We start from the raw sequence: 13891 nt of genomic DNA on the forward strand, positions 1-13891 counted from the left end.
GGTGCCGCGTCGCGGCGCGGCACCTCCTTCCGGCGCTGGAGGTCTCCCATGTACATCGCCACCAGTAGGGGATCGGACGCCGCGGCGGATGTCCCGAAGAGCGGCGTCAAACGGGCCGTCACCGGGAACGTCGTCGCGCTCGGCCTGGTCAGCCTCGTCACCGACATCTCGTCGGAGATGGTGACCGCGGTCCTCCCGCTCTACCTCGTCCTCGGTCTCGGCCTGAGCCCGCTGCAGTTCGGTGTGCTCGACGGCCTCTATTCCGGTGTCACCGCCGTCGTCCGGCTCGTCGGCGGCCATCTCGCGGACCGCTGGCAGAAGCTCAAGGCGGTCGCCTGCTTCGGTTACGGGCTCTCGGCGCTGGGCAAGATCGGCCTGATGCTGGCGGGTTCGTCCACCGTCGCGATCGGCGCCGTGCTCGCGGCCGACCGCACCGGCAAAGGTGTCCGGACCGCCCCGCGCGACGCGCTGATCACCTTGAGCAGCGATCCCGAACACCTCGGCCGCGCGTTCGGTGTGCACCGCGCGATGGACACCTTCGGCGCGTTCCTCGGCCCGCTGGTCGCGATGGCCGTGCTCTGGCTCAGCCTGGGCAGCTACGACTCGGTGTTCTTCACGAGCTTCTGCATCGCCGCGATCGGTGTGATCATCCTGGTGGTGCTGGTCAAGGACCACCAGCCGAAGCCGCGAGCCGAGCGGACCAAGGTCTCCTTGCGGGAGACGGCGGGCCTGATCCGGCAGGCGTCGTTCCGGCGGATCTGCGTCTGGGCGGCGCTGCTGGGCCTGGTCACCCTCAGCGACTCGTTCCTCTACCTCGTGCTGCAGCGCCGCTGGGAACTCGGCGCGGTCTTCTTTCCCTTGCTGCCGCTGGGAACCGCGGGGGTGTACCTGTTGCTCGCCGTTCCGTTCGGCAGGCTTTCGGACCGGATCGGCCGCTGGAAGGTGTTCCTCGGCGGGCACGTCGCACTGGTCGTCGCGCTGCTGGCGCTGCTCGGCCCGGTGGACGGCGGCATCCTCGCGGTGCTGGCGCTGGTGCTGCACGGTGTCTTCTACGCGGCCACCGACGGTGTCCTGATGGCCGCGGCCGGCCCGCTGCTGCCCGAACACCAGCGGGCGAGCGGGCTGGCGCTGGTGCAGACCGGGCAGGCGACGACACGGATGCTCGCGTCCGTCCTTTTCGGACTCGCCTGGACCACCTGGGATCTGCACGCCGCGGTCCTGGTCGCCGCGGGCGCGCTGGCCGTGGTGGTCGTGGCGGCCGCCGTCCTCCGTCCGTTGCGGACCTACGCATGAGGGCGCGGATCCTGGGAGTGGCGGCGGCGGTCGTCGTCCTGATCGCGGCGGCCGTCGGCTACGGCGTCCTCTCCCGGGACCGCGGGCCGGCCGTCAACTCGGTCGCCGTCGTGACCGGGCAGCCGGTTTCGGTGCAGGGCAAGGGACAACTGCTGTTCCGCAACACCGCCGAAGGCCCCGACTTCGGCCATCTCGCCACCGTTCCGGCCGACCGTCCCGGTGAACCCCGGAAGGTGTCCGGCCTCAGTTGCGACCGGTTCGCCGCTTCGGCGGGGACTGCGCTGTGCCTGGCCGCGCAGCCGGGGGTGCTGCCGCCGATGACCGACGTCATCGTGCTGGACAAGGACCTCAAGGAGATCCGCCGGATCGAACTGCCCGGCACCCCCAGCCGCGGCCGGGTCTCGCCGGACGGGAAGCTCGCCTACTGGACGCTGTTCGTCAACGGGGATTCCTATGCGGAGACCGGGTTTTCGACCAGGGCGGGGATCTTCAACCTGACCACCGGGAAACTGACGAAGAGCATCGAGGAGATGGGGCTCCTCCTCGACGGCAAGCCGTACTACTCGTCCGACGTGAACTACTGGGGGATCACCTTCGCGCCCGACGGCAAGAAGTTCTACGCGACCGTGGGGACGAAGGGGAAGACGTACCTGGTCGAGGCGGACTACGAGAAGCTCGTCGCGAGGATGATCCGGGAGAACGTCGAATGCCCGTCGCTCTCGCCGGACGCGAAGCGGATCGCCTTCAAGAAGAAGGTCTCCGCCGATCTCGCGGCGCCGTGGCGGCTGGCCGTCCTCGATCTGGCCTCTGGCAAGGAGACCATGCTGGCCGAGACGCGGAGCGTGGACGACCAGGCGGCTTGGCTGGACGACCGGACCGTGGCGTACGGCGTGGACTCGGCGGTCTGGTCGGTGCCCGCGGATGGGAGCGGGGCGCCACGGGAGCTGGTCGCGCAGGCCGCTTCACCTGCCGGTGTGTAGTGGGTCAAGTGGGTCGTGAGTGGCGTTTCGGGTTCTAACCCGAAACGCCACTCACGACCCACCCAGGCCCATCGCGTCCGCCTGCTCCCGGAACACGTCGTAGGCGGCCGTCCCGAAGAGCACGAACCGCACCAGTTCCACCGAACAAGACCCGGCGGCGAGCGTGTTCGTCACGGTCTCGAGGGCGATTTCCGCCGCGGACTCGACGGGCCACCGGTAGATCCCGGTGGAGATCGCGGGGAACGCCACGGTGTGCGCGCCGAGGTCGGCGGCGACGTGCAGCGAGTTGCGGTGGCACGCCGCCAGCAGTGCCGAACGGTCTTCGGAATCGGACCACACCGGCCCGACGGTGTGCACCACCCAGCGCGCCGGGAGGCGGCCCGCCGTGGTGGCGACCGCCTCTCCGGTCTTCAGCCCCTTGCCGTAGTGGCCCGCGCGCAGGGCCCGGCATTCGGTGAGGATCTCCGGCCCGCCGCGGCGGTGGATCGCGCCGTCCACCCCGCCGCCGCCGAGCAGTGACGAGTTCGCGGCGTTGACCACGACGTCGACCTGTTGTTCGGTGATGTCGCCTTCGACCAGTTCGATCATCGTGATCGCTCCGTCAGTCGGTGAAGTACTCGATCAGGATTGGGGCAACGGCCTTCGGCTTGAGCATATGCGTCTGGCCCTCGATCGTGCGGTGCTCGGCGCCGGGGACCGCCTTCGCCAGCGCGGCGACACCGTTGCGGACCCACGCAGGGCTCTTGCTGCCGTCCATGACCAGCGTCGGCACGGAAACGCTCGCCCAGCGGCCTTCGGGCAGCGGGGTGCCGTCGTGCAGACCGTCGAACAGCGCGGCGTCGTAGCGCAGGGTCGGCGCGACCTTCTTGAGCTTCGGCCACGCGGGCATGAACTGCATCATGAAGACGACCGGCGCCGGGACGCGGACGCCTTCCCGCATGAAGGTCTTGATCGCGGTGCCAGGCTTTCCGGCGGCGATGGCCTTCTCCAGCCGCTCGTCGTAGTCGGCCGGGACCGGCGGGCGCGTGTCGTCGACGACCAGCGGGAATTCGTAGACCGCCAGTTTCGTGATCGGCAGCCCGGCCTTCGCGGCTTCGAGGGCGAGCGCGGCGCCGGACGAGATCCCGTAGACGTGGGCCGTCCCGCCCGCTTCCTTGATCAGTGCCGCGATGTCCTCGACTTCGCGGGCGACGGAGAACGGCGCGGTGTCGCCGCTCTCGCCGCGGCCGCGGCGGTCGTAGGTGTAGACGGTGAAGTGCGCGGCCAGTTCGGCGGCCAGCGGCTTGGCCGGGCCGAACTCGCGATGGCACATCGCGCCGTCGACCAGGATGACGGCGGGGCCGGAGCCGGTGCGGGTGTAGGCGATGGTGGTGCCGTCTTGCGAGGTCACGGTGCTCATGGCGGGAATTCTCCTGTAGTCGTTCAGCGGGTGGTGCGGAGGATGACGGCGGTGACCCAGCCCCAGGCCAGCATCACGGCGGCCCAGAAGGCGAGCATCACGACGGCGTTCGCGTTGCCGGAGCTCATCGTGGCGAAGGCGGCGAAGAACGCGATGCCGGTGGCGCGGGAGTAGACGGCCCAGCCGCGGTGGCCCTCACGGGAGAAGCGGCTCGCGAACACGAAGGTCGCGACGATCAGCGAGAGGAAACCGACCGAGCCGGCGGCCATGTGCAGGATGCCCGCGGTGCTGATGGTGGCGGGACCGGAACCGGCCGGGAAGCCGTTGCCCGGGTCGGCCTTGAAGACCGCGGCGAAGAGCAGGCTCACGCCGAAGACGCCCAGCAGCCGTGGCCCCCACGTGCTGCCTCTGCCCGGTTCGAGCGTCCGGCTCAGGCCGACCGCTCCCGCGATCATCAGGGCCCCGGTGACCAGGAAGTTCGTCACCTGGATCCAGCCGGCGTCGCCGTTGCTCAGCATGCTCGCCGGGTGCTTCGTCAGGTCGAAGCCGTCGCGCACGGCGGCCTGGGTGAGCGAGGTCAGGAAGTACAGCGGACCCGAGACGGCGCCGCAGGCGAGCAGGGCGCGGGCGGGAAGCGCGACGTGGGTCCGGGTGGCGGTGATGGTCATCGGGTTCTGCCTTTCGGGGCGGGGTGCGTTGGCACAACTCTCGCTCCGAAAGCCTCAGTTGTCAAGACAAAAAAATTTGTCGGTGATGCCGATGGGACACCGAGAGGTGTCGCAACGGGGTGGCTACTTGCCGTTTCGCAAGGTCAGGAGGGTGATCTCGCTCGGCGCGAAGACGCGCAGGGGCGGTCCCCAGAAGCCGGTGCCGCGGCTCGTGTAGAGCTGCGTGCGCTCGCCGTGGCGCGAAAGACCGGCCAGCACGGGCTGATCGAGCCGGACCAGGAGATGGAACGGCCAGATCTGGCCGCCGTGGGTGTGCCCGGAGATCTGCAGGTCGATACCCGCCTCGGCGGCCTGCTTGACCTGCTTCGGCTGGTGGGCGAGCAGGACGACCGGGGTGCTCGCGGCGACGCCGTCGAGCGCGGCGGGGAGGTCGGGGCCGTGGCCGGGCAGGCCGGAGGCGGCGCCGGTCGGGTCGTCGATCCCGGCGAAGACCAGTGTGTCGCCGCCCTGGTGGACGGGCAGATGCCGATTGTGCAGCGGCTCCCAGCCGAGGTCGCGCATATGGTCGAGCCAGGCCTGCGCCTCGCCGAAGTACTCGTGGTTGCCGGTGATGTAGAACTTGCCGAGTTTCGCCCGCACCTTCCCGAGCGGCGCGACCTGCTCACGTCGCTGGGCGACGGAACCGTCCGCGAGGTCACCCGCGTGGGCGACGACGTCGGCGTCGAGTTCGTTCACCACTTCGACGACCTTCTCCGACCACTTCGTCCGGTTCAGCGGGCCGAAATGCGTGTCGGTGATGATCGCGAAGCGGAGGCCGTCGAGTCCGGCGCCGAGGCGGGGGAGCACGACGTCGAGTTCCTTGAGCCTCGGTACGCGCCGGGCCTCGACCATCCCGTACGCCGCCAGCGCCGCGAAGACCACCAGCACGACGCCGGACACGATGCCCGCCGCACCGTCCACTCCGGACACGGCGAGGATCAGCCGCAGCACGTTCCCGAGTACGGACAACGAGAACAGCAGCCAGATCAGCCCGAGGGAGAGGTCGCCGATCTTCGCGGCGAGGTCGCGCTGCCACGGGCCGTGGCCGAGGACCATGCACGCGGGCACGGCGACGGCCGCGACCGCGAACACGATGGTTCCGAGGACTTCGAGCGCGGCCGGGAGTTCGGGGGAGCCGATGATCGTCCACCACGGCACACCGAACAGGAGGGCGAGGACGGCGATCAACGCGGCGACGCGGACAAGGATGCGGGGCATGATGACGGCCAGACTAACAGCCCATTGGTCTCTACCGCCGTTTTCGCTGAGGGGCGTCTCAGGTACGTAGACGGACGTACGCGCGGTGTCGCTTCACGGCCGACGCTTTCCGTGTCGCCGCGGAAGACACTCGACGGCATGATGCGGACGATCGAACGTGTCGCCTACGCGACCGGAGCGCTCCTGTTCCTCAGCGGTCTGGTGCACGCGGTCGTGCTGATCGCGTCCGGCGGTTCGTGGACCGGGCCGCTGTCGATGCGGAAGGCGGTCACGTTCGGCCTGTCGTTCGGGCTGACGTTGGTCACCGTCGCCTGGGCGACGTCGTACGTCGCGGTGCGGCCACGCGTGCGGAACACGCTGCTCGGCGTGTTCACGGGGGCGAGTGTCGTGGAGACGGTGCTGGTCAGCATGCAGGCCTGGCGCGGGGTGCCGTCGCACTTCAACTTCGAGACCGGCTTCGACAACGCCGTGTCGACGACGCTCGCGGCGGGCGGCGGCGTCATCATCCTGACAGCGGTGACCTTCACGGCCGCGGCGATGCGCGGCGAGGGAGAGACGACCGCGAGCATGCGGCTCGCGGTGCGGTTCGGGCTCGTCGCGCTGCTGGTGGCGCTGGGCGCGGGCGCGGCGATGATCGCGAGCGGCGTCGTCGAGGCGCGGGGCGGGAATCCGCAGCTCGCGTACACCACCGCCGGCGCGCTGAAGCCGCTGCACGCGGTGGCGATGCACGCGATCCTCATCGTGCCGGGGCTCGCCTGGCTGCTGCGGTTCGCGGACTGGACGGAACGGCGGCGCGTGCGGCTGGTGTGGGCGGCGATCGGTGCCTACTCGGTGCTGACCGCGGTGGTGGGGCTGGAGTCGGTGACCGGGGTTTCGCCGCTGGCGGCTTCGCCGGTGGAGATGGTGACTTCGGGAGTGGCTTTGGCGGTGCTGGGGATTGTCGGTGCGGTGGCCGGTCGTGAAGCGGTTCGGCGTCGGTCCCGGATGTCATGAAAGGGCCGTTCAGGACATCTTTTGTCCTGAACGGCCCTTTCATGACACTCGCAGGTGGAGGGAAGCGCTATCGGCCCACGTAGGTGCGAAGGTGCCGCGCCGTGAGCGTGTCACCCGAAGCGACCAGATCGGCCGGAGTCCCGGTGAACACCACCTGGCCCCCGTCCGAACCCGCGCCCGGCCCGAGGTCGACGATCCAGTCCGCGTGCGCCATCACGGCCTGGTGGTGCTCGATGACCACCACCGTGTTCCCGTCGTCGACGAGCCGGTCGAGCAGGCCCAGCAACTGGTCGACGTCGGCGAGGTGCAGGCCGGTGGTCGGCTCGTCGAGGACGTAGGTCGCCGACTTCTCCGCCATCCGGATGGCGAGTTTGATCCGCTGCCGCTCCCCGCCGGACAGCGTGGTGAGCGGTTGCCCGAGCCCGAGGTAGCCGAGGCCGACGTCGGAAAGCCGGTCCAGGATCGTCCGCGCCTGCCCCGACGGGAAGAACTCGCGCGCCTCGGCGACGGGCATGGCGAGTACCTCGCTGATGTCCTTGCCCCGCAGTTTGTAGGTCAGGACCTCGGCGGTGAACCGCTTGCCCTCGCATTCCTCGCAGACCGTCGCCACCCCGGCCATCATCGCCAGGTCGGTGTAGATCAGCCCGATGCCCTTGCATTTCGGGCACGCGCCTTCGGAGTTCGCGCTGAACAGGGCCGCCTTGACGCCGTTGGCCTTGGCGAACGCGGTGCGGATCGGGTCGAGCAGACCGGTGTAGGTCGCCGGATTGCTGCGCCGCGAGCCGCGGATGGCCGACTGGTCGAGTACCACCACGTCGTCCCTTGTGGACAGTGAACCGTGGATGAGCGAGCTCTTGCCCGAACCGGCGACCCCGGTGACCACGGTCAGCACGCCCAGCGGGATGTCGACGTCGACACCGCGCAGGTTGTGCCGGGTGGCGTTGCGGATCTCGATCTGCCCGCGAGCCGCGCGGACGTCCGTGCGCAGCCGGGCACGGTGGTCGAGGTGCCGTCCGGTCAGCGTGCCGGACGCCCGCAGTCCGGCGACGTCGCCGGTGTAGCAGATCTGCCCGCCGTTCGGGCCCGCGCCGGGGCCGAGGTCGACGACGTGGTCGGCGATCTCGATGGTCTCCGGTTTGTGCTCGACGACGAGCACCGTGTTCCCCTTGTCCTTCAACAGGAGCAGGAGACCGTTCATCCGCTGGATGTCGTGCGGGTGCAGCCCGACGGTTGGCTCGTCGAACACGTAGGTGACGTCGGTGAGGCTGGAACCCAGGTGCCGCACCATCTTCACGCGCTGCGCCTCACCGCCCGAAAGCGTCCCGGATTCGCGATCGAGGCTGAGGTAGCCGAGGCCGATCTCGACGAGCGAGTCGAGGGTGCCGCGCAGGGTCTGCATCAGCGGGCCCACCGACGGATCGTCGATCTTGCGGAGGAAATCGGCGAGATCGTTGATCTGCATCGACGAGCAGTCGGCGATGTTCAGCCCCTCGATCTTCGAGGACAGCGCCGCTTGGTTGAGCCGCGCGCCGTCGCACGCCGGGCATCGCCGGAACGTGATCGCCCTGTCCACGAAGGCCCGGATGTGCGGCTGCGTCGCTTCCTTGTCCTTCGACAGGAACAGCCGCTGCACCTTCACCAGCAGGCCCTCGTAGGTGGTGTTCAACCCGCCGAGCTTCATCTTGGTGGCGGGTTTGTGCATGAAGTCTTCCCACTGCTGCGGGGTGTAGTCCTTCAGCTTGACCGCGGGGTCGACGAAGCCGGACTCCGCCAGTCCCTTCCAGTACCAGCTGCCGGGCGCGAAGTTCGGGACGGTGATCGCCCCTTCGTCGAGCGAAAGCTCTTTGTCGACGAGCTGGTCGATGTCGATGCTGGACACCTTCCCCAGCCCCTCGCATTCGGGGCACATCCCCTCGGGAAGGTTGAAGCTGAACGCTCCCGACGTCCCGATATGCGGCTGTCCCAGCCTGCTGAAGACGATCCGCAGCATGGTGTGCGCGTCGGTCGCGGTGCCGACCGTGGAGCGGGAGTTGGCCCCCATCCGCTCCTGGTCGACGACGATCGCGGCGCTCAGGTTCCGCAGCGCGTCCACGTCCGGCCGTCCGACCGGGGCCATGAAGGACTGGATGAACGCGGTGTAGGTCTCGTTGATCAGTCGCTGCGACTCGGCGGCGATGGTGCCGAACACCAAGGACGACTTCCCCGACCCCGAGACACCGGTGAAAACGGTGAGGCGGCGTTTGGGGATGTCGACCGAGACGTCGGCGAGGTTGTTCTCTCTGGCTCCGCGCACCTGGATCATGTCGTGGCTGTCGGCGGCCGAAGGCATGGCTCTCCCCTGGTTGGAACTCTTTAGCCTGTAAAGTGAGGGTAGCAGAGGTTAGTTTATGCTGTAAGGAGTTGGCAAGTGGTCGTCTACGCGGCGCAGGGGGACCCCCGGCGGTCGATGGCACTGCTGTGGCGGACCGAGCCGCCGGACGCCGAGCGGCCCGGGCCCAAACCGGGGCTTTCGGTGGAGCTGATCGTCGACACCGCCATCGCCATCGCGGACGCGGAAGGTATGGCGGGCCTCTCGATGCGCGCGGTCGGGGACAGGCTCGGCCGGACGGCCATGGCGCTCTACACCTATGTCCCGAGCAAGAGCGAACTGGTCGATCTCATGTACGACAAGGCGCTCGCCGAGGTCCCGGTCGTTTACGACGGAGACGGCTGGCGTGCGGACGCCGCGCGCTGGGCCGAGGGTCTCTGGGACTTCTACCTGCGGCACCCCTGGGTCCTGCAGGTCTCGCAGGCGCGGCCGGTGCTCGGGCCGAACGAGTACGTCGTGCTGGAGGCGCTGGTGAAGATCCTGCGCCGGACCGGGTTGCGCCCGGCGGCGCTGCGACGGCTGGTCAGCGCGCTGTACTCGTGCGTGCGCGAGCCCGCAAGGACGGCTTCGGAGGCCAGGCTCGCCGAAAAGGTGACAGGGCAGTCCGACGACGATTGGTGGCACGCGAGGTCCGCGCATCTGAAGGAGGTCTCGCCGGACTTCGCCGAGCGATTCCCGACGCTGACCTGGATGGAGGCCGAGCAGGCGTTCCGCATGGAGGACGAAACGGTGTCCTACCTGGAGCAGGAGGCGAGGGAGGCCTTCGAGTTCTCGCTGTCCGTCCTGCTGGACGGAATCGAAGTCGCGACCAAAGCGGAGTAGCCTTCTCCGCATGCCCTCCGATTTCGCCTTGAAGACCATGAACGCCGTCCACCGCGTCATCCAGAAGGTCAGCGGCGGCCGCGCCGGCTGGCAGGTCGCCGGGATGACCGTGCTGGAACTGACCACCATCGGCCGCAAATCCGGCCAGCCGCGCACCGTCCTGCTGACCTCGCCGCTGCGCGAGGGCGACGCGTACGTCATCGTCGCCTCCCGCGGTGGCGACGACCAGCACCCGGCGTGGTTCCTCAACCTCCGCGACAACCCCGACGTCCAGGTCACGCTGAAGGGCGAGGCCCCGAAGCCGATGGTCGCGAGCGTCGCCGACGCCGATCTGCGTGCCCGCCTGTGGCCGAAGATCACCGCGGACTTCAAGAACTACGCGCAGTACCAGACCAAGACCGACCGGGAGATCCCCGTCGTCCTGCTCTCGCCCAAGGCGTAGCCCGGCATCCCCCGCACGGGCCGGGTCCATCGGCCCTACCGGCGAGTCGGTAAGCCGGGGACCGTGGACCTCGACGCAGAGGAACTACGAGAACGCGGGGATGCCGATGTCCGACTCCTTGGGTCTCGAAACGCTCGATCGCGAGCAGTGCCTGGCGCTGCTCGCGCGGGCCGGGCTCGGCCGGGTGGTGTTCACCTCCCGGGCCATGCCCGCCATCCAGCCGGCGCGGTTCGCGCTGCACCACGGCGCGATCGTGGTGCGGACGCCGTCACAGAGCGCGCTGTTCGCCGGGATACTCGACAGTGTGGTGGCGTTCGCCGTCGACGAGTTCGCCAAGGACCTGGGGACGGGCTGGTTCGTCACCGTCGTCGGCCGCGCCTCCGAGGTGCGCGACCCCCTGGTGATCGCCGAACTCGAGACCTTGCCGCTGGGCTGCTGGACCGGCCGGACGGACTCCCGGTATCTCCGGATCCCCATCGAGTCGGTAACCGGTCGAAGGATCCTCGGCGCTTGCAGTAACGAAGCACTGTCCGTGATCGACGCACCAGATGAGCGATCCGGGCGCGTTTGTCATTCCTGACCCCTCTGCCCGGGGAGTTACTCCGGGACGGTGACGGCGGTGCGGCGGGTGAGTGCGGCGAGTGACGCCAAGGCGCCCAGGATTCTGGACGCGGTGGCGGGGATCGCCCACGATCTCAGCCTGTCCGACGTCCTGCGGCGGATGGTCGAATCCGCCTGCGAGCTGACGGGGGCGCCGTTCGGCGCGCTCAGCGTGCTCGATTCGGACGAGTTCATCCGCTTCGGCGAAGCCTGGGAGCGGCCGCCGTCCGACGACGACGCCCGCGTGGTGCCCATCCGGATGCGCGGCCGCATCTTCGGGATGCTGTACCTGGCCCGCAAACCGGACGGTGAGGAGTTCACCGAATCCGAGGACGACCTGCTCGTCGCGCTCACCGCGGCGGCCGGTGTGGTGATCGAGAACGCCGCGCTGTTCGACCAGGTGCAGCGGCGCGAGCGCTGGCTCGAAGCCTCGTACCACGTCACCGGCGCGCTCCTGACCGACCAGGATCTGACCGCGACCCTCCGCCTGATCGCCGAACGCGCCCGCGTCGTCGCGGGCGGGACCGCGGGCGCGGTGGCCCGGCCACGCGGCGACGGGCAGCTGGTCTTCGAGATCGTCGAGCCGCCGGGCCCGGACTCGGACAAGCTCGCCGGTATCGCCGTGCCGACCGAGGGCACCGCGACCGGGATGGCGTTCACCACCGGGAAACCCGTCGTGGTCCGGGATTACGGCGAGAAGGTGGTCGAGTACCAGGGCGATCGCGGCGCCGTGATGCCCGCGGCGATCAAGGATCTCGACTCGACGGTCGCCGTCCCGCTGATCGTCGGCGAGGAGAAGCTCGGTGTCCTGCTGGTCGCGAAGTTCCGCGACCGGACCCCGTTCTCCGCCTACGACGTCCAGCTGGCCGAGACCTTCGCCGCGCACGCCGCGCTCGCGGTCGAATTCGCCCGCGCGCAACAGGACAGGCAGCGGCTCGCCGTCTTCGAAGACCGCGACCGGATCGCCCGCGACCTGCACGACCTGGTGATCCAGCGGCTGTTCGCGATCGGGCTCGGGCTGGAGGGGCTCAGCAGGCTCGCGAGCGAACCCGCCGTCGCCGACCGGGTGACCGGCTTCGCGCACGAGATCGACCGCACCATCCGCGAGATCCGCAACAGCATCTTCTCCCTGCAGGAACCGGCCGAGGCGCAGGGCAGCCTTCGGTCGGAGCTGCTGCGGGTCGCGCTGGACGCGGGGTGCGCGTCGGAGCCCCGGGTCGGGTTCGACGGGCCGCTCGATTCCACCGTGCCGGACACGGTCCGCTCGGACCTCATCGCGACGCTGCGCGAAGCACTGTCCAATGTGGTCAGACATGCCGCGGCGTCGACGGTCTCGGTCGACGTCGCGGTCGATCGCGACGGGCGGTGGCTCAAACTCTCGGTGGTGGACGACGGGGTCGGCATGCCCGCCGAACCCGGCCATCGCAGCGGGGTGGTGAACCTCGCCGAACGCGCGGCCCGGTGGAACGGGACGTTCCGCGTCGAGGCGCGGCCCGAAGGCGGCACGAGGCTCGACTGGTCGGTGGAACTGCCGGCCCGACAGGGGAGTGTGGGATGACGATTTCGGTGTTCCTGCTGGACGATCACGAACTCGTGCGCACCGGGCTCAAAACCGTTTTCGAGGCCGAGGACGATTTCACCGTGGTCGGCGAAGCGTCCACCGCCGCCGAGGCGTACGTGCGGATCCCCGCCGTCAAACCGCAGGTCGCGGTGCTCGACGTCCGGCTGCCGGACGGTGAGGGAGTGAGTGTCTGCCGGGAGATCCGGGCGTCCATCGACCCACCGCCCGCCTGCTTGATGCTGACGTCCTATTCGGACGACGACGCGTTGTTCGGCGCGATCATGGCGGGCGCGGCGGGTTACATGCTCAAGCAGGTCTCCGGGGGCGCGCTGGTCAAGGCCGTCCGCACGGTCGCCGCGGGCGGATCGCTCCTGGACAGCACGCTGACGGCGTCGGTGATGAACCGGCTGCGCGGCGAGACCGATGTCCCGGACCCGCGGTACGAACAGCTGAGCCCGCAGGAGCGGCGGGTGCTCGACCACATCGCCGACGGGCTGACCAACCGCCAGATCGCGGAAAAGCTGTACCTGGCGGAGAAGACGGTCAAGAACTACGTGTCGTCCTTGCTGCACAAGCTCGGCTTCGAACGGCGCACCGCCGCCGCCGTCTACGCGACCCAGCGCCGTAAGTCCTCTTCCTAGAAGAAGGTGAACCCACCGGCGAAATCGGGATCCTCGCGCAGCACACGGCGCAGTTCGTTGAGGGCGCGGTGCTGGGTGACGCGGACCGCGCCCGCGCTCGCCATGCCCAGCGCGCCCGCGGTCTCCTCGGCGCTGTATCCGTGGATCACGCGCAGCACCAGCACGTCGCGCTGCTTCGCCGAAAGAACCTCGAACAGCCGGGACAGCCGGCGGCCGCGATCCGCCCTCTCGACCTCTTCGAACGTCGGGTTCCACGGTCCGTCCTGTTCGGGCTCCGGATCGGGCACCGGCGCGGACGGGTCGCGCGCGAGGTTGCGGCGGACGTCGGCGACCTTGTGCGAAGCGATCCCGAAGACGTACGGCAGGAAGCTGTTGTCCTGGTAGCTGTAGCGCGGCAACGCGACGAGGACGGCCATCAGGACCTCCTGCGCGCAGTCCTCGGCGCCGGCGACGCCGCGTGTCGTCGCGCCCAGCCTCCCCGCGCAGTACCGGAACACGATCGGCCGCAGCAGGGCCAGCAGGCTCTCGACGGCCCGCCGGTCACCGCTGATCGCCGCACGGATCAGCTCGCCGTCCGGTTCCCCCGGCCGGGGTACGTAGGTGGGGCGCACTGCTTCGGACACCGTCATCACGCCGGATCGCCCGTTCTCGGCACGCTCCTGTGCGTTCCCATCATCCCCACCTCCCGAAAGCCCCCAGCCCTCTTTGGCCCTTCCGACGTTACGGAGCGCGCCCGCGCGTCACACCGGTATAGGAGCCCGGAGTAGTCGGGTCTTTGGACCCTGGTGGGCGCGGGGTATGGACTTTCGCCAGATTGGTCTAGACAATTAGCCCAGCGCGGCGGCAGGCCGCCCTTTCACGGAGGAA

General features: G+C 69.4%; 14 protein-coding genes. 8 read left to right on the forward strand and 6 right to left on the reverse strand.

Features of this window, described 5'->3' with window-relative positions:
- Positions 1-48: 48 nt before the first annotated feature.
- Entirely contained in the window at positions 49-1293 is a 1245-nt protein-coding gene (locus tag ED92_RS22105; RefSeq protein ID WP_037341585.1) for an MFS transporter, read from the forward strand.
- Entirely contained in the window at positions 1290-2273 is a 984-nt protein-coding gene (locus ED92_RS22110) for a PD40 domain-containing protein (protein WP_037341586.1), read from the forward strand. The genes ED92_RS22105 and ED92_RS22110 overlap by 4 nt, the downstream gene beginning before the upstream one ends.
- Before the next feature lie 51 nt (positions 2274-2324).
- Here the strand turns inward: ED92_RS22110 and ED92_RS22115 are convergent, their stop codons facing one another.
- The 4 genes from ED92_RS22115 to ED92_RS22130 all read right to left on the reverse strand — a co-directional run bounded on the left by ED92_RS22115 (position 2325) and on the right by ED92_RS22130 (position 5597).
- A complete protein-coding gene (locus tag ED92_RS22115; RefSeq protein WP_037341587.1) occupies positions 2325-2861 on the reverse strand; it encodes an O-acetyl-ADP-ribose deacetylase in 537 nt (178 codons plus the stop codon).
- 13 nt (positions 2862-2874) lie between these two features.
- Complete coding sequence (locus tag ED92_RS22120; protein WP_037341590.1) at positions 2875-3672, reverse strand: alpha/beta fold hydrolase; 798 nt, start codon at positions 3670-3672, stop codon at positions 2875-2877.
- 23 nt (positions 3673-3695) lie between these two features.
- Positions 3696-4340: a DUF998 domain-containing protein gene (locus ED92_RS22125; protein WP_037341592.1), complete on the reverse strand. Its 645-nt coding sequence runs from the start codon at positions 4338-4340 to the stop codon at positions 3696-3698.
- Between the two features lie 123 nt (positions 4341-4463).
- On the reverse strand, positions 4464-5597 hold the full coding sequence (locus ED92_RS22130) for a metallophosphoesterase (RefSeq protein ID WP_037341595.1): 1134 nt from the start codon (positions 5595-5597) through the stop codon (positions 4464-4466).
- Positions 5598-5735: 138 nt separating this feature from the next.
- On the opposite strand from ED92_RS22130, the gene ED92_RS22135 reads away from it, so the two are divergent.
- A complete protein-coding gene (locus ED92_RS22135; protein ID WP_037342531.1) occupies positions 5736-6590 on the forward strand; it encodes a hypothetical protein in 855 nt (284 codons plus the stop codon).
- Between the two features lie 67 nt (positions 6591-6657).
- Here ED92_RS22135 and ED92_RS22140 read toward each other — a convergent pair whose 3' ends face one another.
- Complete coding sequence (locus ED92_RS22140; protein ID WP_037341596.1) at positions 6658-8919, reverse strand: excinuclease ABC subunit UvrA; 2262 nt, start codon at positions 8917-8919, stop codon at positions 6658-6660.
- Between the two features lie 78 nt (positions 8920-8997).
- On the opposite strand from ED92_RS22140, the gene ED92_RS22145 reads away from it, so the two are divergent.
- The 5 genes from ED92_RS22145 (at position 8998) to ED92_RS22165 (ending at position 13024) form a co-directional block, all read left to right on the forward strand.
- Complete coding sequence (locus tag ED92_RS22145; RefSeq protein ID WP_037341598.1) at positions 8998-9780, forward strand: TetR/AcrR family transcriptional regulator; 783 nt, start codon at positions 8998-9000, stop codon at positions 9778-9780.
- 10 nt (positions 9781-9790) lie between these two features.
- On the forward strand, positions 9791-10222 hold the full coding sequence (locus ED92_RS22150; RefSeq protein WP_037341601.1) for a nitroreductase family deazaflavin-dependent oxidoreductase: 432 nt from the start codon (positions 9791-9793) through the stop codon (positions 10220-10222).
- A 100-nt stretch (positions 10223-10322) separates the two neighbouring features.
- Complete coding sequence (locus ED92_RS22155; RefSeq protein ID WP_037341604.1) at positions 10323-10802, forward strand: pyridoxamine 5'-phosphate oxidase family protein; 480 nt, start codon at positions 10323-10325, stop codon at positions 10800-10802.
- Positions 10803-10832: 30 nt separating this feature from the next.
- Complete coding sequence (locus tag ED92_RS22160; protein ID WP_052120785.1) at positions 10833-12380, forward strand: GAF domain-containing protein; 1548 nt, start codon at positions 10833-10835, stop codon at positions 12378-12380.
- Entirely contained in the window at positions 12377-13024 is a 648-nt protein-coding gene (locus tag ED92_RS22165) for a response regulator transcription factor (protein ID WP_037341610.1), read from the forward strand. The genes ED92_RS22160 and ED92_RS22165 overlap by 4 nt, the downstream gene beginning before the upstream one ends.
- Here ED92_RS22165 and ED92_RS22170 read toward each other — a convergent pair.
- Entirely contained in the window at positions 13021-13653 is a 633-nt protein-coding gene (locus ED92_RS22170; protein ID WP_037341613.1) for a sigma-70 family RNA polymerase sigma factor, read from the reverse strand. The genes ED92_RS22165 and ED92_RS22170 overlap by 4 nt on opposite strands.
- Positions 13654-13891: the final 238 nt, after the last annotated feature.

The sequence above is a fragment of the Amycolatopsis sp. MJM2582 genome, assembly GCF_000754115.1.
Taxonomy (GTDB): Bacteria; Actinomycetota; Actinomycetes; order Mycobacteriales; family Pseudonocardiaceae; genus Amycolatopsis; species Amycolatopsis japonica.

Bases quoted from the DNA above. Each gene is read 5' to 3' on its own strand.
- ED92_RS22150 (WP_037341601.1), top strand. From the start codon at position 9,791: ATGCCCTCCGATTTCGCCTTGAAGACCATGAACGCCGTCCACCGCGTC.
- ED92_RS22135 (WP_037342531.1), top strand. From the start codon at position 5,736: ATGATGCGGACGATCGAACGTGTCGCCTACGCGACCGGAGCGCTCCTG.
- ED92_RS22170 (WP_037341613.1), bottom strand. From the start codon at position 13,653: ATGACGGTGTCCGAAGCAGTGCGCCCCACCTACGTACCCCGGCCGGGG.
- ED92_RS22140 (WP_037341596.1), bottom strand. From the start codon at position 8,919: ATGCCTTCGGCCGCCGACAGCCACGACATGATCCAGGTGCGCGGAGCC.
- ED92_RS22125 (WP_037341592.1), bottom strand. From the start codon at position 4,340: ATGACCATCACCGCCACCCGGACCCACGTCGCGCTTCCCGCCCGCGCC.
- ED92_RS22165 (WP_037341610.1), top strand. From the start codon at position 12,377: ATGACGATTTCGGTGTTCCTGCTGGACGATCACGAACTCGTGCGCACC.
- ED92_RS22105 (WP_037341585.1), top strand. From the start codon at position 49: ATGTACATCGCCACCAGTAGGGGATCGGACGCCGCGGCGGATGTCCCG.
- ED92_RS22120 (WP_037341590.1), bottom strand. From the start codon at position 3,672: ATGAGCACCGTGACCTCGCAAGACGGCACCACCATCGCCTACACCCGC.
- ED92_RS22130 (WP_037341595.1), bottom strand. From the start codon at position 5,597: ATGCCCCGCATCCTTGTCCGCGTCGCCGCGTTGATCGCCGTCCTCGCC.
- ED92_RS22115 (WP_037341587.1), bottom strand. From the start codon at position 2,861: ATGATCGAACTGGTCGAAGGCGACATCACCGAACAACAGGTCGACGTC.
- ED92_RS22110 (WP_037341586.1), top strand. From the start codon at position 1,290: ATGAGGGCGCGGATCCTGGGAGTGGCGGCGGCGGTCGTCGTCCTGATC.
- ED92_RS22155 (WP_037341604.1), top strand. From the start codon at position 10,323: ATGCCGATGTCCGACTCCTTGGGTCTCGAAACGCTCGATCGCGAGCAG.